We start from the raw sequence: 25,908 nt of genomic DNA on the forward strand, positions 1-25,908 counted from the left end.
AAGCGTTGCTTCGACCATATGAATCCGCCCCGTGAATTGCAGCGCAGACGCCCGGTATGTCCGTGATGCAGCGACGCACAGGTGCTCACGCGTGCCGGCGGAACCGATCGAAGGCCTTCAGCTTGTTGAGCGATCCCAACAGCTCGGCGATCTGTGCCGCGCACGCGGCGGGCGTGGCTCGCGTGGTGTCGACGAGGATGTCGCGATCGCCGAGCTCGTACACCGCTCCCTGCGACTGGGCCAGGCCCACCGTTCGGTCACCACGCGCGTGCTCGCGGCGTGCGAGCTCCTCGGACGAGCAGCGGACCTCGACGAGTGTCACGTCGTAGCCACCCAGCACGTCCAGCAGGTCATCGAGACGCCACCACTCGCTGAGCGGATAGTCCATGACCACGTCGTTTCCCGCAGACGCGAGGCCAGCCACCGCGCGGTGGTAGCCGAGACGGGTCCGCTTCAGGACCTCGGCCAGGTCGGCGTCGTTGAGCGCGTCGGTGTGCGAGGTGGAGCGCATGGCTCCGAAGGCATCCACGGGTACGAGGAACCACGGGCCGGGGAGCTGGGACAACAGTGCTTGACCGATGCTGGTCTTCCCGGAGCTCGAGGCGCCGTTGAGAATGACCACGCGACCCTTCGCCTCCCGCATCACACCCAGCGACCCTAGCGCTCAGGCAGCACGACGCCATCGCGCGGATGCAACTCCACGCACACGGGTGAAGTTCCAGAGCGACCCCCGCTCGGAGAGCGGCCGGCGCCCTGAAGCTCCACGCACCTGCGTGGACTTTCACGATCCCCACGACCAGTCCGGTATGTCGGCGATGCAGCGACCCTCAGAGCTCGGCGCTGTCGAGCAGCACGCCGAGCTCGTCCAGGGTCAGCTCGCGCATCTCCCCCAACGGCAGCTTGCCGAGCTCGAGCGGGCCGATGGAGGTGCGGGTCAGCCGGGTCACGGGATGCCCGACGTGCTCGAGCAGGCGGCGCACGATGCGGTTGCGCCCCTCGTGGATGACGAGCTCGACGATGGTGCGCTCACGCGACGTACGGCCGTGGCTGCCCTCGACGATCCGGGCCCGCCGGACCGCGATCGGGCCGTCGTCGAGGGTCACGCCGGCGAGCAGCTTCTTGATGATGCCCTTGTGCAGCTCGCCCTCGACCTCGGCGACGTAGGTCTTCTCGATCTCGAAGGACGGGTGCGCCAGCCGCTGGGCGAAGTCGCCGTCGTTGGTCAGGATGATCAGCCCGGAGGTGTCGGTGTCGAGCCGGCCGACGTGGAAGAGCCGCTCGGGCCGGTCGGCCACCAGCTCGCCCAGGCTGCGGCGCCCCTCGGGGTCGCTCATCGTCGAGACGACACCGCGCGGCTTGTTGAGCACGAGGTAGACCGAGGGGCTGATCGGCGGCAGCCGCTTGCCCTCCACGCGGATCACGGCGGTCCTCGGGTCGACCTTGGTGCCGAGCCGCGAGACGATCTCCCCGTCGACCTCGACGAGGCCCTCGAGCATCAGCTCCTCGCACTTGCGACGGCTCGCGACGCCGGACTGGGCGAGCAGCTTCTGCAGCCGGATCAGCCCGTCCTCGTCGGTCTCGGGGCGCTGCGACGCAGGCTGGTCGTTGTCGGGTTGGTCGTGGGGCTTCATGCGATCTCGGTCCCGCCGTCGGGTTCGGTGCCGTTGCCGCTGTGCGGCGCCGGGTGGTGGGGGTCCTCGACGGGCGGCTCGGTCGCCGGCTCCGTCGCAGGTTCAGGTGTGGGCTCGGGCGTCGGGGCGGCCATCTGGGTCAGCTCGTCCTCGAGGTCCTCCATGTCGGGGAGGTACGGCGCCAGCTCGGGCAGCTCCTCCAGCGAGGTGATCCCGATGCGGTCGAGGAAGTAGGTCGTGGTCCGGTAGAGGTTGGCGCCCGTCTCGACGTCCTGGCCGGCCTCCTCGACGAGGCCGCGCGTCAGCAGCGTGCGCATGACGCCGTCGACGCTCACGCCACGCACGGCCGAGACCCGGGCCCGCGAGACCGGCTGCTTGTAGGCGACCACGGCCAGGGTCTCCAGCGCCGCCTGCGTCAGCCGGGCCTGCTGGCCCTCCAGCACGAAGCTCTCGACGACACCGGCATAGGCGTCGCGGGTGTAGTAGCGCCAGCCCCCGGCCACGTTGCGCAGCTCGAAGCCACGACCCTGCTCGGTGTACTCGGCGGCCAGGGCATGCAGTGCCGCGTCCACGGCCTCGACCGGGTGGCCAACGACCGAGGCGAGCTGCACCTTGTCGAGCGCCTGGTCGGCGACCATCAAGATCGCCTCCAGGGCCGGGCGCAGATCGGCGATCTCGACCGCCAGCGTCTCCACGTCCACCGTCACGCTGGTGTCGGTGGAGGTGGTGTCCGTGTCCGTCGTGCTCTCACTCATCGTCGTACTCCTGGCTCGGGCGATCGTCGAGGCTCACGTCTGATTCTGCCTCGGCTGGCGCCCCGTCGAACTCGTCGGTGATCTCGATCTCTGCGTCCTCGTCGCCGGTCCAGCGCACGGTCAGCTCGCCCAGCGGCGTGACCTGGTCGAAGGCGACGACGCCCTCGCGGAACAGCTCCAGCAGCGACAGGAAGCGCGCCACGGTCGTCAGCCGGTCGGGTGAGTCGCCGCAGAGCGCGCGGAAGGTCATGGTGCCCGAGTGGCGCAGCCGGTCCATCACGATGGAGGCCTGCTCGCGCACACTCACCTTGGAGGCGTGGATGTGCTGCAGCGAGACCTCGACGACCGGCTTGGGCTCCATGGCCTTGGCCGCGAGCTGGGCGAACTGCTCGAGGCCGATGCCGATCAGGACCTCGGGCAGCAGGCTCGCGAAGCGCTCCTCCATGCCGACCTGGCGCGGGTGGCGGGTCGACTCGGCGGCGAGGCGCTGCTCGAGCACGCCGGCGACCAGCTTGAACGCGCGGTACTGCATCAGGCGGGCGAACAGCAGGTCGCGTGCCTCGAGCAGCGCGAGGTCCTCCTCGTCCTCCACGTCGCCCTGCGGCAGCAGCCGGGCAGCCTTGAGGTCGAGCAGGGTCGAGGCGACCAGCAGGAACGAGGTCGTCTGCTCGAGGTCCCAGGCCTTGCCACCCACCTTGATGTGGGCGATGAACTCGTCGGTGACCTGCGACAGCGCGACCTCGGTGATGTCGAGCTTGTGCTTGGCGATCAGGCTCAGCAGCAGGTCGAAGGGGCCCTCGAAGTTGTCGAGGCGTACGGCGAAGGCAGGCGTCTCGCCGTCGGCGGGAGTGCCGGGTGCGAGTGTCGCGCCGGAGTGTCCTGCTCTCACTCCTCGGTCAGCCGCCGGACCAGTGCGCTGTCGTCACCGTTGGCCTCGAAGTCGGCCAGCACCAGGGCGATGGCCTCACGCACGAGCCGGCCGCGATCCACGGCCAGGCCGTTGGCACGCCGCAGCATGAGCCGAGTGTGCTCGATGTCGAGCAGCTCGTCGGAGGTGACGTAGACGGTCATCTTCTCGTCGTGACGGACGCGACCGCTCGGCTTCTTGGGGCCGGAGTCGACGTCGTCGGCGGGGCGGTCGGCCACGGCGCGCACCGGGCGGGCGGCGGTCTCGGTGCCGTCCGCGGTCGCGCGGAACAGGTCGTCGGCGGTCGGCATGCTCACTCGGCGGGCCATCGGGTGAGCACCTCCCTGGCGAGCTCGCGGTAGTGGCTGGCGCCGCTCGAGGCGGATGCGTAGGCCGTGATCGGCTCGCCGGCGACGGTGGCGTCGGAGAACTTCACGGTGCGACGGATCACGGTGTGGAAGACCTTGTCGCCCCACGCCTGGACCAGCCGGTCCATGACCTCACGGCTGTGCAGGGTGCGGCCGTCGAACATCGTGCCGAGGATGCCGTCGACCTCGAGCTTGGGGTTGAGCCGCTCGCGCACCTTGTCGATCGTGGTCTTGAGCAGCGCCACCCCGCGCAGTGCGAAGTATTCGCACTCCAGCGGGACGATCACGCCGTCGGAGGCGGTCAGGGCGTTGACCGTGAGCAGGCCGAGCGAGGGCTGGCAGTCGATCAGGATGACGTCGTAGTTCTCCAGGGCCGGTCCCAGCACGCGCTGCAGGGTCTGCTCGCGGGCGACCTCGTGCACCAGCTGCACCTCGGCCGCGGACAGGTCGATGTTGGAGGGCAGGAGGTCCATGCCGGGCACGCCGGAGGGCACGACGACGTCCTCGAGCGCGACGTCGCGCTGCATGAGGAGGTTGTAGATCGTCAGGTCCATCTCGTGCGGGTTGAGGCCCAGGCCGACCGAGAGCGAGCCCTGCGGGTCGAAGTCGACCAGCAGCACCTTGCGGCCGTACTCGGCCAGCGACGCGCCCAGGTTGATGGTCGTCGTGGTCTTGCCGACGCCACCCTTCTGGTTGCACATCGACACGACGCGAGCGCGGGTTCGCTCCCCCACGGGTCCCGGCTGCGGGAACGTGGGAAGCGGACGACCGGTGGGCCCGATCGCCCGCTCGGCTTCCTGCACGGGCGTCGTCACGGGGGGCTCCTCTGGTCGGACGAAGGGAAGGGGGTCGGCGGCGGCGTGCGTCGGCGGCGCAGCGCTCGGCTGGGGCGGGCTCATCAGTGGGGGCATGTCGGCCGCACTGCTGCCGGTCTGCCAGGGGTTGGAGTTGAAACCGCCACTGTTCATCGAGAGCGCTCCTAGTTCGACTGATCCGATTGCACCACGCCCGAGGCCGCGAACTTTGTCGACACGGCGACACTTCTCACTTCAGGTTCCGGGCGAGCCTAGGACCACGCCTCGACGCCCACAACAGGTGGGGCCAGTCCCACAAGCCCGTACCCAAATCTGTGCATGAAGCCCCGGTTGAGTGCACAGGACTTCCCAGCCTGTGCACAAACCTGTGCAGAGCGGGTCTTGCAAAGGTATTACCTTTCATTCATGATGCTCAGGACCTGTGACCGTCCTCACTTCGGAGCCACCTGATGGAAAACCTCGAACCGGCCTACAGCACGCCGGTCCTCCTGCTCATTGCCGCAGCGGCCGTCGGTCTGCTGCTCCTACTGGTCATGAAGGTGCGACTGCACGCGTTCATCGCGCTCGTGCTCGTCAGCCTGCTGACGGCCCTGGCGGCCGGGATCCCGGTGGCGCTGGTGCCGACGGCGCTCCTCGCCGGGTTCGGCACCACCCTCGGATCGGTGGCGCTCCTCGTCGGCTTCGGGGTCATGCTCGGCCGCCTCCTCGAGGTGACCGGTGGCGCCCAGGTGCTGGCCGACACCCTGATCAACCGGTTCGGTGCGGCCCGGGCACCGTTCGCGCTGGGTGTGGCTGCCCTGTTCTTCGGCTTCCCGATCTTCTTCGATGCCGGCCTGGTGGTGTTCTTGCCGATCATCTTGACCGTCGCCCGGCGCTTCGGCGGCTCCGTCCTCTACTACGCCCTCCCCGCTGCCGGTGCCTTCGCGGCCATGCACGCGATCGTGCCTCCGCACCCCGGTCCTGTCGCCGCGGGTACGGCGCTCGGTGCCGACATCGGTGTCATCCTGCTCATCGGCGTGCCGGTCGCGGTCATCTCCTGGTACTTCGGCGTCTACCTCGTCTCCCGGTTCCTCGGCGCTCGCTTCGACGTACCCGTCCCGGACCTCCTGTTCGGCGAGGTCAACGGCGGCGCCGACGCCACGGACCGGCCGGTCGTCGCCCCGCCCGCCTTCACGACCGTGCTGGGCCTGCTGCTGGTGCCGCTGTTCCTGATCTCGTTCAACACGGTGCTGACCACCCTCGTCACCAACGGTGCCCTCGCCGAGGGCCAGCTGTGGGTCGAGGTCCTGCAGCTGCTGGGCAACACCCCCGTCGCGCTGCTGATCAGCCTGCTCGTCGCCATCGCCGTCCTCGGCCGGCACAACGGGACGCTGTCCGACACCATGGGTGTGCTCGACCAGGCGCTCGGCCCGATCTGCTCGATCATCCTCATCACCGGCGCGGGCGGGATGTTCGGCGGTGTCCTGCGGACCAGCGGCATCGGCGACGCCCTGACCTCATCGCTCTCCGACGTGGGCCTGCCGCTGCTGCTGCAGGCGTTCCTCATCGCCACCGCGCTGCGTGTCGCCCAGGGATCGGCCACCGTTGCGCTGACGACGACGGCGGGCCTGATCGCGACCCAGGCGAGCGGCCTCGACAACATCCACCTCACCCTGCTGGTCGTGGCCATCGCCGCGGGCTCCACCGTGCTCTCGCACGTCAACGACTCGGGCTTCTGGCTGGTGAGCAGGTTCTTCGGGATGGACGAGAAGACCACGCTCAAGACCTGGACGGTCATGGAGACCACGCTCGGGCTGTCGGCGTTCGCGCTGGCAGCAGTCCTGTGGCAGGTGGCAGGCCTGTTGTGACGTCAGTGGTCGTGGCCGAGGTCGGAGACGACCTCGGCCAGGATCGCGGTCATCGCGTGGCGGGCGACCTCCGCCTCGCCGCCGGCCACCGCCTCGGCCACGACCTGGTGCAGCCGCCGGGCTTCCCGCTTGGGTTCCGGCGGCATCAGGTCGTGGTCCGTGCGGCCGCGCAGGACCCCCTCGACGACGTCGCCCAGACCGGCAAACATGACGTTGCCCGACGCGCGAAGGAGGAGCCGGTGAAAGGCGATGTCCTGCTCGAGGAAGAGCTGCAGGTCGCCGGCTGCCCCCGAGGCCTCCATCTGCTCGGCGAGCCGGACGATCTCGGTCCGCTGGTCGGCGTCGGCGTAGGAGGCCGCCAGCGCGGCCGAGGCCGGTTCGATGGCCGCGCGCAGCTCGGCGAGCTCGTGGAGGTGCCGGAGCCGCTGGTCGCCCTCCAGCCGCCAGCGGATGATCGCCGGGTCGTAGTCGTCCCACTCAGCCCGGGACAGGATCCTGATGCCCGTACGCCGACGGCTCTCGACCAGCCCCATCGAGACCAGCACCTGCACCACCTCGCGGGCCACGGTCCGCGAGACGCCGTAGGTGTCCCCGATCCAGTCCAGGGTGATGACGGTGTCCTCGGCGAGGTCACCTCGCACGATCCGTCGCCCCACCTCGGCGAGCACGGTGGTGTGGGCGGTCGGCACGAGCAGCAGACTAGTCGCGTCGCCCGTGCCCGTCGGGGTGCCGACACGGCACCCGGGCCACAGCACCTCGTGGTGATGGGTGTCTCGGGCACCGGCAAGACGACCGTCGCCACCGAGCTAGCCGCTCGTCACGGCGCGCTGTTCATCGAGGGCGACAGCCTGCACCCGCCCGCCAACATCGCGAAGATGTCGGCGGGGATCCCGCTCGACGACGAGGACCGGTGGCCGTGGCTCGAGGTGCTGGCCTCGTTGCTGGCCTTCCACCACGACGAGGAGATCTCCAGCGTGCTCACGTGCTCGGCGCTCAAGCGCAGCTACCGCGACGTGCTCCGTGGCGGTCTGCCGCAGGACTCGCTCTTCTTCGTGCACCTCGCCGCGCCGTTCGCGGTGCTGCGCGCGCGGATGGAGGCGCGCGACCACTTCATGCCTGCGTCCTTGCTGCAGTCGCAGTTCGACGCGCTGGAGCCGCTCGGACCCGACGAGCTGGGTGCGGTCTTCGACGTGTCGCAGCCGGTGGAGGACGTGATCTCCCAGGTCCTGGCGGCGATCGGGGACTGACCCCTGTCCTACAGGCGCCGCATCGCGACCGTGGGCAGCACGAGCTCTCCGGCCTCGTCGGAGGCGTCGCAGTCCAGGAGGGCATCGATCACCCAGTCGTGGTGGCCCTCCGGATCGTGGATGGTCTGGCGCACGTCGCGCACCCGGGCTGACGTGCCCTCCTCGGTGCCGACGGGCTCGCCTGTGCGCTCGGGACCGAGCTCCAGCAGCGACGGGCCGCGGGCGTCGCCGTCGATCAGCACGGTGTCGTGCTCGGCGTAGTAGTCCTCGATCGCCGTGTCCCACACCGACCGGCCCATGACCACGGCCCGGGGCGAGTCCGTTCGCTCGGCGGCGGCCCGCTCGAGCCGCATCAGCCCGTCGAGGTCGTCACGCGACACCAGGTCGACGCGCGCCCACATGGCGTTGCGGACCATCACCTCGAAGGTGCGGCCCTGCTTGGTGATCGGACGCGGCGGTGGCGGCGGTTCGTGGTGCGCCACCCGCCCGGGCACGTGCTCGGGGTCGCTGAGCGCCTCCCACTCGTCGAGCAGCGACGAGTCCGTCTGGCGGATCGTCTCCCCCAGCCACTCGATCAGGTCGTCGAGCTCGGGGGTGCGGTGCGCCTCCGGCACGGTCTGGCGCAGGGTGCGGTAGGCGTCGGTGAGGTAGCGCAGCACGAGCCCCTCGGACCGGGCGAGCTGGTAGCGACCGACGAAGTCGGTGAAGCTCATCCCCTGCTCCCACATCATCCGCACGATCGTCTTCGGCGACAGCGCGTCCTCGCGCAGCCACGGGTGCCGCTGGCGGTAGATCTCGTACAAGCCCTCCAGCAGCTCCGAGAGCGGCTGTGGCCACGTGATCGCGTCGAGCAGCGCCATCCGCTCGTCGTACTCGATGCCGTCGGCCTTCATCTCCTGCACGGCCTCGCCGCGCGCGGCGAACTGCTGGGCCATCAGGATCTGCCGGGGAGCCTCGAGCACCGACTCGATCACGGTCACGATGTCGAGGGTGTAGGTGTCGGACTCGGGATCGAGCACGTCGAAGGCCGCCAGTGCGAAGTGCGCCAGCGGCTGGTTCAACGCGAAGTCCGCGGGCAGGTCGACGGTCAGGAGGTAGCGGCGGCCGAACTCGTCGACCTCGTCGAGCCGGGTGAACACCCCGGTCCGCAGCAGGCTGCGCGCGAGGCGCAGCGCACGCCGGGCCAGGCGCAGCTGCTGGCGACGGTCCTCGTGGTTGTCGGTGAGCAGCCGGCGCATCACCGCGAAGGCGTCCTCCTCGCGGGTGGCGACGTTGATCAGCATCGCGTTGTCGACCTTCATCCGCGAGGTGAGCTGCTCGGGCACACCGGCCACGAGCTTGTCGAAGGTCTGCTCGGTCCACACCACCGTGCCCTCGGGCGGCTTCTTGAGCTGGGCCTTGGACTTGCGCTTGGCGTTGGCGCCGGGAGCAGCGTTCTTGGCCTCGGCCTTGGCCTTCGCACGCTCGTTGTCGATGATGTGCTCGGGAGCCTGTACGACGACGTAGCCCGCCGTGTCGTAGCCCGCACGCCCGGCGCGGCCGGCGATCTGGAGGAACTCGCGCGTCCGCAGCACCCGCTGGCGGTTGCCGTCGAACTTCGCGAGACCGGTGAACAGCACGGTGCGGATCGGCACGTTGATGCCGACGCCGAGGGTGTCGGTGCCGCAGATGACGGTGAGCAGGCCCGACTGGGCGAGCTGCTCCACGAGGCGGCGGTACTTCGGCAACATCCCCGCGTGGTGCACGCCGATGCCGTTGCGCACGAGCTTGGACAGCGTCTTGCCGAAGCCGGCACCGAAGCGGAAGCCGCCGATGCGGTCGGCCAGCGCCTCCTTGTCGACCTTGAACGTGGCCTTCGCGTTGAGCAGCGCGACGGCGTGCTCCACCGCGGCCGCCTGGGTGAAGTGCACGACGTAGACCGGAGCCTGGTTGGTGCTCACCAGCTCCTCGAGCGTCTCACCGAGGTGGTCGAGCGACCAGGTGAAGGTCAGCGGCACCGGCCGCTCGGCGTCGTCGACGACCGCGACGTCGCGACCCGTACGGCGCTTCAGGTCCTCGACGAAGAACGAGACGTCGCCCAGCGTCGCCGACATCAGCAGGAACTGGGTGTCGAGCAGCTCGAGCAGCGGCACCTGCCACGCCCAGCCGCGCTCCGGCTCGGCGTAGAAGTGGAACTCGTCCATCACGACCAGGCCGACATCGGCGCTGCGGCCCTCGCGCAGCGCCAGGTTGGCGAGGATCTCGGCGGTGCAGCAGATGATCGGGGCGTCCGGGTTGACCGCCGCGTCACCGGTCAGCATCCCGACGTTCTCGGCACCGAAGACCTCGCACAGCGCGAAGAACTTCTCGCTCACCAGCGCCTTGATCGGCGCCGTGTAGAAGGACACCTTGTCCTGCGCGAGCGCGGCCGCATGGGCACCGATGGCGACCAGCGACTTCCCCGAGCCGGTGGGCGTGGCGAGGATGACGTGGCTGCCCCCGACCAGCTCCATGACCGCCTCGTCCTGGTGCGGGTAGAGGTCGAGCCCCTGCTCCCCCACCCAGGTGGTGAAGGCGTCGTAGACCGCGTCCGCGTCGCCGCGCACGTTGCTGAGCTGGATGGCCATCAGTCCCTCGCTCGTGGGTGCGCGGTGGCGAAGACCTCGCGCAGGTTGTCGACGGTGACCAGGGTGTAGACCTGTGTCGTCGTCACGGAGGCGTGGCCCAGGAGCTCCTGGACCACACGGACGTCGGCGCCGCCGTCGAGCAGGTGGGTGGCGAAGGAGTGTCGCAGCGTGTGCGGCGACACGTCGCGCGTGACCCCGGCCCGCTCGGCCGCCTTCACCAGCACCGCCCAGGCGCTCTGGCGCGACAGCCGGCCGCCACGGGAGTTCAGGAACATCGCGCCGCCGGGCGTCGAGGCCACGACGAGCTCGGGGCGGGCCCGCGTGAGGTAGGCGTCCACCGCGTCGAGGGCATAGCCGCCGATCGGGACCAGCCGCTCCTTGGAGCCCTTCCCACGCAGCAGCACCGTCGCGTCGACGGTGTCGATGTCGTCGACGTCGAGCCCGACGGCCTCGGAGATGCGCGCACCCGTGCCGTAGAGGACCTCCAGGAGGGCGCGGTCCCGCAACGCCAGGGTGGTGTCGGGAGCGCCGGCGGCCTCGAGGATCGCCTCGACGTCGGACAGCGGCAACGCCTTGGGCAACCTCTTCGCCGGCGTCGGCGGCTTGACCGCACTGGCCGGGTCGAGGGTGGCCAGCCCGTCCGCCACGGCGAACTTGTGGAAGCCCCGGACCGCCACCACGGTGCGGGCCGCCGACGTCGAGCTCAGCGGCGGGTGCTCGGCGTCGCCCTCGCGCAGCCGCATCAGGAAGCCGGCCACGATCGCCTCGGTGACCTCGTCGAGCGTGCTCACGCCCTCCTGGGCCAGGTGGTCGGCGTACCGCCGCAGGTCGCGTCGGTAGGACGACAACGTGTTGGCCGCCAGGCCCCGCTCGACCGCCAGGTGGTCCAGGTAGGTGCGGATGGCGCGCGTCAGGGCCGCCGTGTCAGTCACGTGAGGACGGTATCCAGCCCCACGGCCTCGATGCCCACCGCCTCACCCACGGGGGCGTTGGTCAGCGAGCCGTCGTGGGTGTTGAGGCCGAGCGCGAGGCTGTGGTCGTCCTTGCACGCCTGCGCCCAGCCCTTGTCGGCCAGCGCCACGGCATAGGGCAGCGTCACGTTGGTGAGGGCGTACGTCGAGGTGTGGGGCACGGCACCGGGCATGTTGGCCACGCAGTAGAAGACCGATTCGTGCACCTTGTAGGTCGGGTCGTCGTGCGTGGTCGGACGTGAGTCCTCGAAGCAGCCGCCCTGGTCGATCGAGATGTCGACGAGCACCGAGCCCGGCTTCATCCGCGACACCAGGTCGTTGGAGATCAGCGTCGGCGCCTTCGCCCCCGGGACCAGCACGGCACCGATGACGAGGTCGGCGTCCAGGCAGGCGCGCTCGATCTCGTAGCCGTTGGACGCGATCGTCTGGAGGTGGCCCTGGTAGATGCGGTCGGCCGCGCGCAGCTTGTTGATGTCCTTGTCGAGCAGCAGCACCTCGGCGTGCATGCCCAGCGCGATGGCAGCGGCGTTCATGCCCGAGACGCCGGCCCCGATCACGACCACCTTGCCGTGGTAGACCCCGGAGACTCCCCCGAGCAAGACGCCGCGACCGCCGCCCGCACGCATCAGGTGGTAGGCGCCTGCCTGCGGCGCGAGCCGACCCGCGACCTCGGACATCGGGTGCAGCAGCGGCAACGCGCCGTCGGGCGTCTGCACGGTCTCGTAGGCGATGGCGGTGATCCGGCGCCGGATCAGCTCCTCGGTCAGCGCCTTGTCGGCGGCGAGGTGGAGGTAGGTGAACAGCACCTGCCCGGCGCGCATGCGCGGGTACTCCTCCTCGATCGGCTCCTTGACCTTGAGGACCAGGTCGGCGTGCTCCCACACGTCATCGGCGGTGGGCAGGATCCGCGCGCCGGCAGCGACGAACTCCTCGTCCGCGATCGACGACCCGAAGCCCGCGCCTTCCTGTACGGCGACGTCGTGGCCGTGCACCGTGAGCTCGTGGACACCGGCGGGTGTGATCGCGACGCGGTACTCGTGGTTCTTGACTTCCTTCGGAACGCCGACCTTCACCATGTCTCCTCGAGCCAGCCGTCAGCGCCACCTGGTGGTGGCCCACGTCACAGCAGAACGACACTATCGCCAGTCGGGTGTCACACCGATTCCAGCCCGCCGCGCCGCTTGAGCACGTCGTAGGCCAGCACCGCCTGCGCCAGCGGGCCCTGCTGCACCCGGCGGTCGAGCACCGCGTCGAGCAGGTCGGCCATCGGCGCCCAGAAGACCTCCATCTCCGCCTCCTCGTGCACCATCGCGAAGTCGCCGCGCGGAGCCACCGACAGCCCACGGGCCAGGAAGATCTCGTGCACCTCCTCGCTGATCCCCGCGCTGGCGAAGGTGCTCAGCAGGAGCTGCCACGACGTCGCGGCCAGCTCGGCCTCCTCGCGCAGCTCGCGCTTCGCGGTCTCGACCGAGGGTTCGTCGGCGGCGTCCCGCAGGCCCGCCGGCAGCTCCACGAACTCGCGCTGCGTGGTGTGGCGGTACTGCCGCAGGCACAGCACCCGCTCCTGGTCGTCCACGGCGAGCACCACCACGGCGCCCGGGTGCTCCAGCGAGATGCGGACGAACTCGTCCTCGGGGTGCTCGGGCCGGGTCACGACGTCCTCGCGCAGCGCGACGATCCAGCCGTCGCGGTGCAGGTCCCGACTGCGCACCACGGGCCACGCTGCGGGTCGGTCGGCAAGCGATGCGGGGTCCATGCCCACGAATTTAGCGGTCGGCTCGGGTGTGAGTACCGTCTCACCCCATGACGTTGCTGAGCCTGACCCAGATCGAAGCTGCCGAGCGGTCCCGCCTCCTCGAGGTGCAGCGCTACGACATCGAGGTCGACATGACCGGCCTCCTCGAGGGCGAGCTCTTCGCCTCGGTCAGCACCATCACCTTCAGCTGCTCCGAGCCCGGCACCTCGACGTTCGTCGACTGCGTCGCGGACATCTCCCGGGCGACCCTCAACGGCACGGACCTCGACCTGGGCACCGCCGCCGGCGGCCGGCTGCCGCTGCCCGGGCTGGCCGCGGACAACGTGCTGGTCGTCGAGGCATCGACCACCAACACCGGGAGCGGCGAGGGCATCTTGCGCACGGTCGACCCGACCGACGGCCTCGTCTACGTCTGGACCAGCCTCGAGACCGACGAGGCCCGCCGGCTGTGGGCCTGCTTCGACCAGCCCGATCTCAAGGCGCCGCACAAGTTCACGGTGCTGGCACCGGCGTCCTGGACGGTCACCTCCAACTCGGGGCCCGACCTGGTCGAGGACGCCGAGCAGGCCGACGCCCGGGTGTGGCACTTCGGGGACACGCCCCGCCTGTCGACGTACGTCGTGGTCGTCAATGCCGGCCCCTTCCACGAGATCCGCCAGCAGCACGACGGCTACGACCTCGGCTTCTTCTGCCGCCAGTCGCTGGTCGCCCACCTCGAGCGGGACGTGGAGGAGCTGGTCACGCTCACCCGGCAGGGACTCGCCTTCTTCGGCGACAAGTTCGGCATCGCGTTCCCGCAGTCGCGCTACGACCAGGTCTTCGTGCCCAACCTCGGCGGGGCGATGGAGAACTGGGGCTGCGTGACCTACGGCGACTCCCAGCTCTTCCGCACTCCCCCGTCGCACAACCAGCGCGCCGTGCGCGCGGAGTTCGTGCTGCACGAGATGGCGCACATGTGGTTCGGCGACCTCGTGACCATGCAGTGGTGGGACGACCTGTGGCTCAACGAGGCGTTCGCGTCGTGGGCGTCCAACTGGGCGATGTCGCAGGCCACCGAGTTCTCCGACCAGTGGGCCAGCTTCCTGGCGCTCTACAAGCGCCCCGCCTACGAGATGGACATGGGCCCGGGCCGGCACCCGATCCGCGGCGCGGTCGCCGACGTCAACGGCGCCATGGCCAACTTCGACTCGATCACCTACGTCAAGGGCCAGAGCGTCCTGCACCAGCTGATGGCCTACATCGGTGAGGATGCGTTCGTCGAGGGACTGCGCGCCTACTTCCGCAAGCACGCCTTCGCCAACACGGTCCTCGACGACCTGATGGGTGCGTACGGCGAGGCCGCCGGTCGTGACCTGTCGAGCTGGACCGCGTCCTGGCTGGACCGTGCCGGCACCGACGTCCTCGCGCTCGACGGTTCGACCGTGCGGGCGGAGTCGCCCGACGACCAGGCCCCGCGACCGCACCGGATCAACATCGCCACCTACGCCGTGGCGGGCGACGAGCTGCGCCAGGTGGCCGTCACGTCGACCGAGCTGACCAGGGAGTCGACCGAGGTCGACCTGCCGACCGGCGACCTGCACCTGCTGAACGCCGAGGACCTCACCTTCGCGGCCGTCCGCCCCGACGCGGAGTCGCTGCGGCTGATGCTCGACCACCTCGGCGACTTCCCCGAGCCGCTGTCGCGCGCCCTCGTGGTGGGCACGATCACCCAGCTCCTGCTGCTGGGCGAGCTGGCTCCGGGCGCCGGTGCGGCGGCCATCGCCCGCGGCCTGCACTCCGAGCACAACCCGGCCCTGGTCGAGCCCTTCCTGTCGGTCGGCCACCACGTCGCCGACCGGTGGGCCCGTCCCGACGAGTCCCCCGCGCTCCGCTCAGCGCTGGCCGATGCGGCACTCGTGCTGTCCGAGGACCCGGTCAACCGCCAGCCGGCGCTGCGCACGCTGGCAGCCAATGCCACCACCGACCAGCACTGGGCAGCGCTCGACGAGGCAGCCGCCGAGTCGGCCGACTCGGACCTGGCCTGGCGGATGATGATCCGACGTTCCGAGCTCGGCCAGCGCGACGACGACGCGGTGGCCCGGCTGCTCGAGCAGGACGCCGACCCCGACGCCGGGATCAAGCGGCTCAAGGTGCTCGCCGCCAGCCCCGACGAGGAGTCGAAGGAGGCCGTGTGGCGCGCCTTCTTCGTCGACTACGCCGTGCCTGCCAGTCGCGACACCCTCGAGCTCGGCGCGATCTTCTGGCGTCCCGCGCAGGCGGAGCTGCTGGCGCCGTACACCCACCGCTACCTCGCCGAGCTGCCCGACCTCAAGGGCGGCATGCTCAACCAGGGCGTCGTGATCCGGGCGATGTACCCCCACGCCGTCGGCGACGAGTCGTTCCTCGCGGCTGCCCTTGCCGCGACCGAGGACGAGTCGATCAGCCTCTACGCCCGCAACCAGCTGCGCGCCCAGTCGTTCGTGCTGGGGCGCCTGCACCAGGCCCGCACCATCCGGTGAAATACGCGTTGACCCGGCACAGGACGTGCCGGGTCAAGCCGCGCATGTGGTGGTGACCCGGCAGAAGACCTGCCGGGGCGACCTCAGTCGACGGTGTCGTCGTCGGTGTCGACGCGGCGCAGGCCGTGCTCGTCGATCGGGATCCGGAGCTCGCGCTGCCGGTCGATCGCGGCACCGACCAGCCCGGCGAACAGCGGGTGCGGCCGGGTCGGGCGCGACTTCAGCTCGGGGTGGGCCTGCGTGGCGACGTAGTAGGGGTGCACGTCGGAGGGGAGCTCGACGAACTCCACCAGGCCCAGGTCCGGGTTGACCCCGGAGAAGACCAGGCCGGCGGCCTCGAGCTCGGCGCGGTAGGCGTCGTTGAACTCGTAGCGGTGGCGGTGGCGCTCCTCGACCCGCTCGGCGCCGTACGCCTTGGCGACCACGCTTCCCGGCGTCAGGTCGGCCGGCTGCAGGCCGAGCCGCATGGTGCCACCGAGGTCACCGGCGCCCTCGACGAACTGCTTCTGCTCCTCGATGGTGGAGATGACCGGGGCCTTGACGTCGGGCTCGAACTCCGTCGAGCCGGCGCCGTCGATCCCGGCGACGTTGCGGGCGTACTCGATCACCATGCACTGCAGGCCCAGGCACAGGCCCAGCGTGGGGATGCCGTGGGTGCGGGCGTAGGTCAGCGCGCCCAGCTTGCCCTCCAGGCCGCGGATGCCGAAGCCGCCGGGCACGAGGACGGCGTCGACGTCGCTCAGGTGCTTGGCCGCGCCCTGCGGGGTCTCGCACTCGTCGGAGGCGATCCAGCGAATGTGCACCTTGGCCTCGTGGGCGAATCCGCCGGCGCGCAGCGCCTCGGCCACGGAGAGATAGGCGTCGGGCAGGTCGATGTACTTGCCGACCAGCGCGACGGTCACGTCCTCCTGCGGGTGGTGCACCCGGCGCAGGAGGTCGTCCCAGACGGTCCAGTCGACGTCGCGGAAGGGCAGGTCCAGGCGGCGTACGACATAGGCGTCGAGGCCCTCGCTGTGCAGCACCTTGGGGATGTCGTAGATCGACGGCGCATCGGCGGCCGTGACGACGGCCTCGTCGTCGACGTCGCACATCAGCGCGATCTTGCGCTTGATGCTCTCCGGCAGGTCACGATCGGCCCGGCACACGATCGCGTCGGGCTGGATGCCGATGGAGCGCAGCGCGGCCACCGAGTGCTGGGTCGGCTTGGTCTTCAGCTCGCCCGAGGGGCCGATGTAGGGCACCAGAGAGACGTGGATGAAGAAGCAGTTCTCCCGGCCGATCTGGTGGCGGGTCTGGCGGGCCGCCTCGAGGAAGGGCAGCGACTCGATGTCACCGACGGTGCCACCGATCTCGGTGATCACGACGTCGATCTCCGGGCCGCCCATCGCGAGGATGCGGTCCTTGATCTCGTTGGTGATGTGCGGGATGACCTGCACGGTGTCACCGAGGTAGTCGCCGCGACGCTCCTTGGCGATGACCGCCGAGTAGACCTGCCCGGTCGTCACGTTGGCGATCTGGCCCAGGTCGGTGTCGAGGAATCGCTCGTAGTGGCCGATGTCCAGGTCGGTCTCGGCGCCGTCGTTGGTGACGAACACCTCGCCGTGCTGGAACGGGTTCATCGTCCCGGGGTCGACGTTGAGGTAGGGGTCCAGCTTCTGCATGGTCACGCGCAGGCCGCGCGACTTCAGAAGGCTTCCCAGGCTCGAGGCGGTGAGCCCCTTGCCGAGGGAGGAGGCGACGCCTCCGGTCACGAATACGTGCTTGGTCGGCGTCGGGTTCTTCACGGGGTTCGAGCCTACCCCAGCGGAGCGGGTCCGTCGGCACCAGACGCACCGAAGGCCCCGCCCTTGGTGCTCAGGGAGCGCGAGAGTGCGAGCACCGTGGCCACCCTTCCGGCTGCTGTGTCGATGCCGTCGACGGTGGCCACCTCGGCCGAGACCGGCTCCGCGCGCAGTCGCCCGAGCTGCCCTTCGCCACCGTCGGCGATGGTGCCGGCGACGACGACGCCGACCGCTGCCCTGCCCAGTCCTGCGGCGATTCCGGCGGTGATGGAGTCCCCACCGTCGGCGGCGGGCTCGCTGCCGAGCACGAGGAGCACCAGCGGCGCACGACGTGACACGGTCCCCTCGAAGGACACCAGACCGGCACCCACGAGGCTGTCGATGACGGCGGACTCCTTGGAGCTGGGCGCGTCACCCTCCGCCGTCGTGGTGGCGATCGCCACACCGAGCAGCTGCCCGATCCGGTCGTACGTCGTCGCGTCGGCCGCGATCGTCTTGCCCTGCTGCGTCATGAGCTGGCTGCCGAGCGTGTCGACCAGGGACTTCTGCTCGGGCACGACCATCGCCTCGGTCAGCGAGTAGCGACCGGTGATGGTGCCGCCGGCGCCCGTCACCTGCTCGGCCAGGGCTGTCAGCGTCTCCTCGTTCACCCCCGGCACGCTCACGACCGCGACCTCGCGGTCGGCGAGCTTGGCACTGGTGAGCAGCGGGCCGACGGCGCCGGCGAACCCAGCGGCGTACGCACCCGCCGGGTCTGCTGCTCCCTCGGTCGCGGCAGCCGGTGACGGTTCAGGATCGGTCACGTCGGACAGTGGCCCGCCGCCGAGGACGATGCCCACGGCCAACGCCAGGAAGACAGCCACGAGGCTGGTCAGGAAATGCCGGAAGGTGATCATCAGAACAGTCCTTGCACGCGATCGATGAGGGTGGTCACGGCGTCGGTGACGACCGGGGTGGCGGTGTCCGCCCACTCCTGGCCGACGGGGGTGACGCCGATGGCGGCGGCGAGGGCGAGCAGCCCGGCCACCATGACGGCCAGCAGGTGACGTGGGCGCACCTGGCCGTCGTACAGGTGCGGGACGGCACCAGCGTCGACGAGGCGCGGCCCGACCTTCAGCCGGGTGAGGTAGGTGCTGGCGAGGCCGGTGCGTCGCCGGTCGAGGAACTCGTCCAGGGTGGCGTGCATGCCCACCCCGACGATCAGGCGGGCCTGCCCGGCATCGGCCAGGATCAGGGCAGCGTCCTCGGTCGTGGCGCCGGTCTCGAACCGCAGGGGTCGCACGCCGATGCGGGCGAACCGCTCGGTGACGGCCGACGGGGCACCCCGCTCGACGAGCACCACCACGTCCTTGGCCTTCTTCAGCACCTCGACCGCCGGGAGCTCGTCGTCGGAGATGTTGGCCACCACGATGTGCGGCGTGTAGCCCGCGGCGCGGAGCGCGTCGGCGCCGGCGTCGACGCCGATCAGGACCGGGGCCTGCTCGCGGATGAACGCCTTGATGCCGGCGAGCTCGATCTCCCAGTCGTGTCCGCACACCACGACCACGACCGGCCGCCCGGCCAGGTCCGTGGCAGTGCGTGGCACCCCGCGGCCGTGCAGCAGGAGGTCCTGCTCACGGCGGAGGAACTCGGTGCTGTTGTGGGTGAAGCTCTCGAGCTGCGAGTGCAGCCCGCTGCGAGCCGACTCGAGCTCGACCCCGACGACGTCGGCATCGACGAGGCGGCCCACCGCGACGCTCTCGGCGCCGTCGAAGACCTGCCCCTCGTGCACGCGCAGCCTGGTGCCGTCCTTGATCCGGCTGATGATCTCGGCGCCGAAGGTGTCGAGGACCGGGACGCCGGCCTGGACCAGCACGTCGGGGCCGAGGTTGGGATAGCGACCCGAGATCATCGGGGATGCGTTGAGGACGGCCGCGACACCGGCATCCACCAGGGCCTGGGCCGTGGCCCGGTCCATGTCCTGGTGGTCGACGATTGCGATGTCGCCCGGTCGCAACCGGGCGATCAGGTGTGACGTACGGCGATCGACACGTGCCGTGCCCTGGATGCCGGGCAGCGCGGGGGGGCGTTGACGGGTGTGACTGGGGATCTTCATGACCGAGCCATGGTGTCAGCCGCCGCAGGTCGATCCCGGCACCCGCGCCCGTGGGCGCGTCGTGACCGTGGACACCCCGGTGCCGGGCCCGGTCGGCCCCCAGCCGGCTGCTTCAGGCGCGTGAGCGCGCAGGCGCGGCGGTGTCCATCAGCTCGCGGGCGTGCGCCAGCGCGGTGTCGGACTCCTCGAGCCCTGCCAGCATCCGCGACAGCTCACGCTCGCGCTCGGTGTCGTCGAGGACCGTGAGGCCCGAGGTCGTCACCGTGCCGTCACTCGACTTGTGCACCACCACGTGCTGGTCGGCGAACGCCGCCACCTGGGGCAGGTGCGTGACGACCAGGACCTGCGCGTCGCGGGCCAGCTGCGCCAACCGGCGGCCGACCTCGATCGCGGCCTTGCCGCCGACACCGGCGTCGACCTCGTCGAAGACGAAGATCGGCACCGGGCTGGTCTCGGCGAGGGCGACCTCGACGGCCAGCATGACGCGCGAGAGCTCACCGCCCGAGGCGCCCTTGTGCAGCGGGCGCGCGTCGGCGCCTGTGTTGGCCGCGAGCAGGAGCTCGACCTCGTCGACCCCGCTGCTCGTCGCGCGCAGCCAGCGATCACCGACCCGCAGGACACCGGCCGTGAGCTGCTCGGGGGCATCCACCTCCTGCGCGCGCACCGCGACGGTCACCGTCGCGTGTGGCATCGCGAGCAACGAGAGCTCGTCGGTGACGACCGAGCCCAGCCGGGCAGCGGCCTTCAGCCGTGCGGCGGTCAGCTTGCCCGCCGCCGCGTCGAGCTGCTCGCGCAGGCTCGTCTGCTCGGCCGTGAGCTCGTCGATCTGCTCGTCGGTCGAGTCCAGGTCGAGCAGCCGGCGAGATCCCGCCTGCGCCCAGCCGAGCACGTCGTCGATGGTCTCGCCGTACTTCCTGGTCAACGAGGTCAGCGCCGCCCGTCGCTCGCTCACCGCGGCCAGCCGTGCCGGGTCGGTGTCGAGCCGCGCGGCATAGGACGCGACGTCGGCCGCGACGTCCGAGAGCAGGTAGGTCACCTCGGCCAACCGGTCCGCGAGCTCGCCGGCCTGCGGGTCGTGGTCGCGGACGCCCTCCAGGAGGGTGCGTGCGGCGGAGGTCGTCGCCAGGGCGTCAGGACCGCCCTGCTCGCTGCTCAGCGCCTCGCGCGCCTGCTCGGCCGCGGTGCGCAGGGTGTCGGCGAAGCCGAGCCGGCCCTCCTCCGCGGCCAGGGCGGTGTCCTCGCCCGGCTCGGGCGAGACGGCCTCGATCTCGCCGAGCCCGAACCTGAGCTGGTCTGCCTCCCGAGCCCGCTCCTGCGCACTGAGCACGACCGCACGCAGGTCGCGCTCCACCTCGACCAGTCGATCGTGGAGACGTGCGTAGGCCGCAGCGGCCTTGGCCACGCCGGGTCCACCGAACCGGTCCAGCGCGTCGCGCTGGGCGCTCTGCTTCAGCAGGCGGTGCTGGTCGGACTGGCCGTGTACGGCGACGAGCGGCTCAGCCACGGACGCGAGTGCCGACACCGGCACCGCGGCGCCGCCGACCCAGGCACGGGACCGGCCCTCGGCGGCGATGTTGCGGGCCAGCACGACCCGACCGTCCTCGACCTCTCCCCCGGCCTCCTCCACGGCGGTGACGACCTGGGGCAGGTCGGTGACACCCACGACGCCCTCGACACGGGCGTGCTTGGCACCGGTGCGGACGGCGCCGGGATCGGCGCGGCCACCCAGCAGCAGCCCGAGGGCGGTCACGACCATGGTCTTGCCCGCGCCGGTCTCACCGGTGATCACCGTCAGACCGGGACCGAGCTCGAGCGTGGAGGACTCGATGACCCCGAGCGAGCGGATCCGGATCTCCTCAAGCATCGGCGTTGCCCTCCTCGCGGCGCCGCCGCTCGGACGCACCGCGCCACCCCTCGACGGGCAGGTCGAACTTCGCGACCAGCCGGTCGGTGAACGGAGCCTCGTGCAGGCGGACCAATCGCACCGGCCGGGCACCGCGGCGGACCTCGATCCGCGCTCCCGGGGGCAGGTCGACCGTGCGGCGTCCGTCGCACCACAGCACGCCGGAGCCCTCGGTGTTGGCCAGGACCTCGATGGCGAGCACGCTGGTGGGAGCCACGACCATGGGCCGGGCGAAGAGCGCGTGCGCGCTGATCGGCACCATCAGCAGCGCCTCCACGCCGGGCCACACCACCGGACCACCGGCGCTGAAGTTGTAGGCGGTCGAGCCGGTCGGCGTCGCACACACGACGCCGTCACAACCCCACCTGGACAGCGGGCGACCGTCGATCTCGACGACCACCTCGAGCATCCGCTCCCGGGCGGCCTTCTCGACGCTGGCCTCGTTCAGGGCGAAGGTCTCGTAGACGACCTCCTTGTCCTGGTGCACGGTGACGTCGACGGTCAGCCGGTCCTCGGTGACGTAGCGACGCTCGACGATCGCCTCGATGGTGATCGCCACGTCGTCCTGCTCGGCCTCGGCCAGGAACCCCACGTGGCCGAGGTTGACGCCGAGCAGCGGTGTGCCGCTCGCGTGCGTCAGCTCCGCGGCGCGCAGGATCGAACCGTCACCACCGATGACGAGCGCGAGCTCGCATCCCTCGCCGGGCCTGCCTCGGGCACCGACGGTCTCGATCCAGCCACCGTCGACCGGGTCCTCGGTGGCCTCGAGCTCGAGGTCCTTGGCCTCCAGCTCCAGGAGTCGTACGACGATGCCGTGCTCGATCAGGGCGCGCGCGCACTCACGGGCGACCTCGCGGGCCTCCGCTCGTCCGGTGTGGGCCAGCAGCAGCACCCGGCGCTGGGCATCGGTCGGCGTCAGGGTCACGGGTCCACCCTCTCACCCGCCGCGCCCCAAGAAGCGCTGCGCTCGACCTCGGCGCGCACCTCGTCGGCGCCGATGGCAGCCGGCCCTCGGCGCAGCAGCAGGAAGAACTCGACATTGCCCGACGGGCCCGGGAGCGGACTGGTGGTCACGGCCACCGCGCCCCAGCCGCGCTTCGCGGCCGCGTCCGCGATGTGGGTGACGGCCTCTGCCCGGAGGTCGAGGCTGCGCACGACACCGCCCTTGCCGACCCGGTCCTTGCCGACCTCGAACTGCGGCTTGACCATCAGCGCGAGCTCCCCGGTCGGCGCCAGGACGGACAGCAGCGCGTCGAGCACGAGCTCGAGGGAGATGAAGGAGAGGTCACCGACCACCAGGTCGACCGGGTCGCCGACGATCTCGGGCGTCAGCTCCCGGATGTTGGTGCGGTCGTGCACGATCACGCGCTCGTCGCTCTGCAGCGACCACGCCAGCTGCCCGTAGCCGACGTCCACGGCCACGACCTCACGCGCACCCGCACGGAGCAGCACGTCGGTGAATCCCCCGGTGGACGCTCCCGCATCGAGACAGCGCTTGCCCGTCACGCTGACACCGTGGTCGGCGAAGACCGCCAGGGCGCCGGCGAGCTTGTGCCCGCCGCGCGAGACGTACTCCTCGCGATCCGGGTCCTCACGGACCACGATCGCCACGTCGGTCGTGATGCCGGTGGCGGGCTTGGTCGCGAGTGATCCGGAGACCTTGACCCGACCGTCGGCGATCAGCTCGCTCGCGTGCTCACGAGAGCGCGCCAGCCCTCGGCGGACGAGCTCGGCGTCGAGCCTAAGACGACGAGGCGGCACCGCTCAGCCGTGCCCGGGGTCGAGGGCACGGCGCAGCCGTTCGTGCGCCTGCTCGAAGGCGGCGACGTGTTCCTCGACGGGCCGGCCGTCGAGGGCCTGCACGGATGCGAGCACGTCGTCCACGACCGACATCCCCGTCGTCGGCGCCTCCCAGCCGTCGGTCGGCTCGTCGGCGTGCTCGTCGGCCGCCCGGTGGGCCTGCTCGTCGTACTCACTCATGGACGCGAGGCTACCTGCGCCCGGCCTGCACCGAGGTGACCGGTGGCTTGAGCGCGGTCGCGTCGGCCGCCGTGCCGGTCGCGTCCAGGAACGTCCAGCCTGCGGTGGCGACGACGCGCCACCAGTCGGCATCGCTGCCCTCGCCCCTGACCGCCAGGGCTCCTGCCTCCACCGTGGCCTGCCAACCACCCAGACGCGCGCCGTCCGCGACCGGCTCCGGCACCGGATGGCTCTCGAAGAGTCCCTCGAGGTCGGGCGAGATGTAGCTGGGGCGCAGCTCAGGGGTGGCCCCCACCAGCTCGCCGAGGTGCGTCACCCCCGTCATCACGAGCAGCGAGTCGACACCGACCGCGTGCGCGCCTTCGATGTCGGTGTCGAGACGGTCCCCCACCATCAACGGCCGGTCACCGCCGACACGTCGGATCGTCTCGTCCATCAGCGGCCGTGCGGGCTTGCCGGCGACGATCGGCTCGACCCCGGCGAAGTCGGTGAGGGTCTTGACCAGCACGCCATGCCCGGGCGCGAGCCCGTAGTCGGTGGGGATGGACATGTCGGTGTTGCTGGCGACGTAGGGCAACCCGTCGCGGATCAGGGTGGCCGCGCGCATGACGTCCTTCCACAGGACGTCGGGGCCGTAACCGCTGACGAGCGCCGCGGCCGTGCTCGGCTCGTCGGTCACGCCCAGTCCCTCGGCCGCGAGCGCTGCCTCCAGTCCGGCACCGCCCAGCAGGAACACGCTCGCCTCCGGACCGAAGCGGTCCTTGACCACGCGTGCGGCTGCCTGCGCCGACGTCACCACGTCCGGGGCGGTCGCCGCCACCCCGAGCTTGACCAGGTTGGCCGCGACCTTCTCGGGCGTGCGCGACGCGTTGTTGGTGACGAACGCCAGGTGCACTCCGGCGTCCCGCACGCGCTGCAGACGCTCAGCGACCCCGTCGATCGCCCGGCCACTGACGTAGACGACCCCGTCGAGGTCGAACATCGTGAGGTCATAGGTCTCGAGCAGTGGCACTTCCGATGCCTTCAGCACATTCACCCTCCCGTCGGCCGCTGGGGTGCGGCGCCTACGATGCTTCGATGGACTTCGCGGCAGTGATCACGCCTCCGTACGTCGCGAAGCCCCTGCGACTCGAGCCGTTCGAAGCCCTGCTGCTGGCTCCCAGCCGAGTCGGTGACCCGGCCTCCGCGAGAGCGTTCGCGCGACCCTATCGCGCAGTGGCGGCCCGGCTCCTCGAGTGGGAGGCCGCCGGCCGGGTCGCCCGGACCGATCAGCCGGCACTCTTCCTGCACGAGTACACCGCCGGCGGCCTGACGATCCGTGGTCTCGTCGGCGCCCTCGCCATCGACCGCCGTGCCTCCGGCCTCGACGACCGGGCGGTGTGGCCGCACGAAGGCATCCACCCGGCCCAGGTCGACGAGCTGGCCACGCGCATGTTCGAGATGGGCATGAACCCGGCGCCGATCCTGCTGGTCCACGAAGGCCCCGCCGACGTCCGGAGCATGCTGCGCGACATCGCGAAGCGCACCCCTGACCACGAGTACCTCGATCGGACGGAGCAGAAGCAACGCATCTGGGCCATCACCGATCCCGGTGAGATCGCCACGATCAACCGGTCCCTGCGCGACAGCGCCGCCTTGATCGCCGACGGACACCACCGCTACGCGGCCTACCTCCAGCTGCAGGAGGCGCATCCCGGCTCGGCCTGGGACCGGGGCCTGGCGATGCTCGTCGACCAGACGGACACTCCCCTGTTCCTCGGCGCCATCCACCGCACGCTCAGCGGAGTCAGCCTCGCGGACGTGACGCAGGCCGCGGTCAAGGCCGGCGGATCCGTGCATCCGGGAGGCCGCCAGGAGGCGCTCGCCGACCTGGCTCCGGACACCCTGGTCCTGACCGACTCGCAGGACTGGGCGGTCGTCACCCCACCCACCGAGGCAGGCATCGAGCTCGTCGAGTGGCTCCAGACCGCCCTGATCCCGTCGCTGGCCCAGGCCCCGACCGCCATCGCCTACCACCACGCCGCCGAGGACGCCCTGAGCCGCGCACAGCGCCGGACTGTCGCGGTGCTGTTGCCGGCTCCCGACTTCGCGGCCGTCCGGGATCTCGTGAACCGGGGCGGGCTGTTGCCGGAGAAGGCCACGTCGTTCCAGCCGAAGCCGAGCCTCGGAGTCCTCATGCGCTCGGTGCGCGACGAACCATCCGGCCCCCGCTGACCTCGATCTCGACGCGGGAGGCCTTCCCGACCGGGGTGGCGTAGAAGCGTCGTCGGACGGCCCCGTCCACCTCGACCAGGTCTCCCTGGCGCCAGGTCCGGACCGACCGGCGCACCCGGGCTGTCCAGGCCGTGCACTCCAGGGTGTCGACCCGCTGACCCGACTCGTGGCCGGGCGGTCGATCGATCACGACACGGAACGCCACGATGACGCTGCCACTGGGCAGCGTCTTCTCCTCGGCCACTCCGCTGATCCGGCCAACCAGGCGAACGCTGTTGACCAGCTCCACTGCAGTCTGTGCAGACATTGCACATCACCTCCATGCCGCAGGCTGCCCGCACCGTCCGACATTCCGGCCTGCGCGCTCGTGCAGGCTGTGGACGAGCCTCCCGATGAGGCCCCTGTGGACGGAATGCGACCCATCTCGGGGGCACCTGAGGGACGAAGAGCGCCGGGAAATGCAAAAGAGGGACCATCCGAAGATGGTCCCTCTTTCACAATGTATGTCCGGCGGCGTCCTACTCTCCCACAACC

Annotated in this window: 24 protein-coding genes; 4 read left to right on the top strand and 20 right to left on the bottom strand. The window is 70.7% G+C overall.

The window, feature by feature from the left end; all coding sequences use genetic code 11:
* Positions 1–85: 85 nt before the first annotated feature.
* From CF8_RS09825 to CF8_RS09850, 6 genes are all read right to left on the bottom strand, one after another.
* Entirely contained in the window at positions 86–643 is a 558-nt protein-coding gene (locus tag CF8_RS09825; RefSeq protein ID WP_036492771.1) for a chloramphenicol phosphotransferase CPT family protein, read from the bottom strand.
* Between the two features lie 184 nt (positions 644–827).
* Positions 828–1,631, bottom strand: coding sequence for a pseudouridine synthase (locus CF8_RS09830; protein ID WP_010832967.1), 804 nt, complete (start codon positions 1,629–1,631; stop codon positions 828–830).
* Positions 1,628–2,386, bottom strand: a complete 759-nt coding sequence (scpB, locus tag CF8_RS09835; protein ID WP_010832968.1) for an SMC-Scp complex subunit ScpB — start codon at positions 2,384–2,386, stop codon at positions 1,628–1,630. The genes CF8_RS09830 and scpB overlap by 4 nt, the downstream gene beginning before the upstream one ends.
* Entirely contained in the window at positions 2,379–3,275 is an 897-nt protein-coding gene (locus tag CF8_RS09840) for a segregation and condensation protein A (protein ID WP_010832969.1), read from the bottom strand. The genes scpB and CF8_RS09840 overlap by 8 nt, the downstream gene beginning before the upstream one ends.
* Positions 3,272–3,622, bottom strand: coding sequence for a hypothetical protein (locus CF8_RS09845; protein WP_010832970.1), 351 nt, complete (start codon positions 3,620–3,622; stop codon positions 3,272–3,274). Before CF8_RS09845 ends, CF8_RS09840 begins: the two co-directional genes overlap by 4 nt.
* Positions 3,607–4,572, bottom strand: a complete 966-nt coding sequence (locus tag CF8_RS09850; protein WP_198017022.1) for a ParA family protein — start codon at positions 4,570–4,572, stop codon at positions 3,607–3,609. The genes CF8_RS09845 and CF8_RS09850 overlap by 16 nt, the downstream gene beginning before the upstream one ends.
* A 353-nt stretch (positions 4,573–4,925) precedes the next feature.
* Here CF8_RS09850 and CF8_RS09855 point away from each other — a divergent pair, with 353 nt between their 5' ends.
* A complete protein-coding gene (locus CF8_RS09855) occupies positions 4,926–6,323 on the top strand; it encodes a GntP family permease (RefSeq protein WP_010832972.1) in 1,398 nt (465 codons plus the stop codon).
* 2 nt (positions 6,324–6,325) lie between these two features.
* On the opposite strand, the gene CF8_RS09860 is transcribed toward CF8_RS09855, so the two are convergent.
* Positions 6,326–7,012, bottom strand: coding sequence for a FadR/GntR family transcriptional regulator (locus tag CF8_RS09860; RefSeq protein WP_010832973.1), 687 nt, complete (start codon positions 7,010–7,012; stop codon positions 6,326–6,328).
* 75 nt (positions 7,013–7,087) lie between these two features.
* Between CF8_RS09860 and CF8_RS09865 the strand changes: the two genes are divergently transcribed.
* On the top strand, positions 7,088–7,570 hold the full coding sequence (locus tag CF8_RS09865; RefSeq protein ID WP_036490690.1) for a gluconokinase: 483 nt from the start codon (positions 7,088–7,090) through the stop codon (positions 7,568–7,570).
* 8 nt (positions 7,571–7,578) lie between these two features.
* Here the strand turns inward: CF8_RS09865 and CF8_RS09870 are convergent, their stop codons facing one another.
* From CF8_RS09870 to CF8_RS09885, 4 genes are all read right to left on the bottom strand, one after another.
* A complete protein-coding gene (locus CF8_RS09870) occupies positions 7,579–10,176 on the bottom strand; it encodes a DEAD/DEAH box helicase (protein ID WP_010832975.1) in 2,598 nt (865 codons plus the stop codon).
* Complete coding sequence (xerD, locus tag CF8_RS09875) at positions 10,176–11,108, bottom strand: site-specific tyrosine recombinase XerD (RefSeq protein WP_010832976.1); 933 nt, start codon at positions 11,106–11,108, stop codon at positions 10,176–10,178. The genes CF8_RS09870 and xerD overlap by 1 nt, the downstream gene beginning before the upstream one ends.
* Complete coding sequence (gene ald, locus CF8_RS09880) at positions 11,105–12,220, bottom strand: alanine dehydrogenase (RefSeq protein ID WP_036492783.1); 1,116 nt, start codon at positions 12,218–12,220, stop codon at positions 11,105–11,107. The genes xerD and ald overlap by 4 nt, the downstream gene beginning before the upstream one ends.
* Before the next feature lie 80 nt (positions 12,221–12,300).
* Positions 12,301–12,903: an NUDIX domain-containing protein gene (locus CF8_RS09885; protein ID WP_051204186.1), complete on the bottom strand. Its 603-nt coding sequence runs from the start codon at positions 12,901–12,903 to the stop codon at positions 12,301–12,303.
* 47 nt (positions 12,904–12,950) lie between these two features.
* On the opposite strand from CF8_RS09885, the gene pepN reads away from it, so the two are divergent.
* On the top strand, positions 12,951–15,401 hold the full coding sequence (gene pepN / locus CF8_RS09890) for an aminopeptidase N (protein WP_010832979.1): 2,451 nt from the start codon (positions 12,951–12,953) through the stop codon (positions 15,399–15,401).
* A gap of 83 nt (positions 15,402–15,484) precedes the next feature.
* Here the strand turns inward: pepN and CF8_RS09895 are convergent, their stop codons facing one another.
* The 8 genes from CF8_RS09895 to CF8_RS09930 form a co-directional block, all read right to left on the bottom strand.
* Complete coding sequence (locus CF8_RS09895; protein WP_010832980.1) at positions 15,485–17,185, bottom strand: CTP synthase; 1,701 nt, start codon at positions 17,183–17,185, stop codon at positions 15,485–15,487.
* Positions 17,186–17,196: 11 nt separating this feature from the next.
* The gene (locus CF8_RS09900; RefSeq protein ID WP_010832981.1) at positions 17,197–18,078 is read right to left on the bottom strand and encodes a copper transporter; all 882 of its coding nucleotides are present in this window, start codon (positions 18,076–18,078) and stop codon (positions 17,197–17,199) included.
* Entirely contained in the window at positions 18,078–19,277 is a 1,200-nt protein-coding gene (gene steA / locus CF8_RS09905) for a putative cytokinetic ring protein SteA (RefSeq protein WP_010832982.1), read from the bottom strand. Before steA ends, CF8_RS09900 begins: the two co-directional genes overlap by 1 nt.
* Positions 19,278–19,389: 112 nt before the next feature.
* Positions 19,390–21,141 (bottom strand): DNA repair protein RecN, encoded by a 1,752-nt coding sequence (recN, locus tag CF8_RS09910; RefSeq protein WP_010832983.1) that lies wholly within the window; start codon positions 21,139–21,141, stop codon positions 19,390–19,392.
* Positions 21,134–22,099, bottom strand: coding sequence for an NAD kinase (locus tag CF8_RS09915; protein WP_084623077.1), 966 nt, complete (start codon positions 22,097–22,099; stop codon positions 21,134–21,136). The genes recN and CF8_RS09915 overlap by 8 nt, the downstream gene beginning before the upstream one ends.
* A 2-nt stretch (positions 22,100–22,101) precedes the next feature.
* Positions 22,102–22,941, bottom strand: coding sequence for a TlyA family RNA methyltransferase (locus CF8_RS09920; protein WP_010832985.1), 840 nt, complete (start codon positions 22,939–22,941; stop codon positions 22,102–22,104).
* Positions 22,942–22,944: 3 nt separating this feature from the next.
* A complete protein-coding gene (locus CF8_RS09925) occupies positions 22,945–23,160 on the bottom strand; it encodes a hypothetical protein (protein WP_036490691.1) in 216 nt (71 codons plus the stop codon).
* 10 nt (positions 23,161–23,170) lie between these two features.
* Positions 23,171–24,172: an HAD-IIA family hydrolase gene (locus CF8_RS09930; protein ID WP_232211606.1), complete on the bottom strand. Its 1,002-nt coding sequence runs from the start codon at positions 24,170–24,172 to the stop codon at positions 23,171–23,173.
* 65 nt (positions 24,173–24,237) lie between these two features.
* On the opposite strand from CF8_RS09930, the gene CF8_RS09935 reads away from it, so the two are divergent.
* A complete protein-coding gene (locus CF8_RS09935) occupies positions 24,238–25,374 on the top strand; it encodes a DUF1015 family protein (RefSeq protein WP_036490692.1) in 1,137 nt (378 codons plus the stop codon).
* On the opposite strand, the gene CF8_RS09940 is transcribed toward CF8_RS09935, so the two are convergent.
* Complete coding sequence (locus CF8_RS09940) at positions 25,334–25,681, bottom strand: single-stranded DNA-binding protein (RefSeq protein ID WP_036490693.1); 348 nt, start codon at positions 25,679–25,681, stop codon at positions 25,334–25,336. The two genes, CF8_RS09935 and CF8_RS09940, sit on opposite strands and share 41 nt — an antisense overlap.
* Between the last annotated feature and the right edge of the window lie 227 nt (positions 25,682–25,908).

Origin of the sequence: Nocardioides sp. CF8 (assembly GCF_000389985.1) — a bacterium.
Taxonomy (GTDB): domain Bacteria; phylum Actinomycetota; class Actinomycetes; order Propionibacteriales; family Nocardioidaceae; genus Nocardioides; species Nocardioides allogilvus.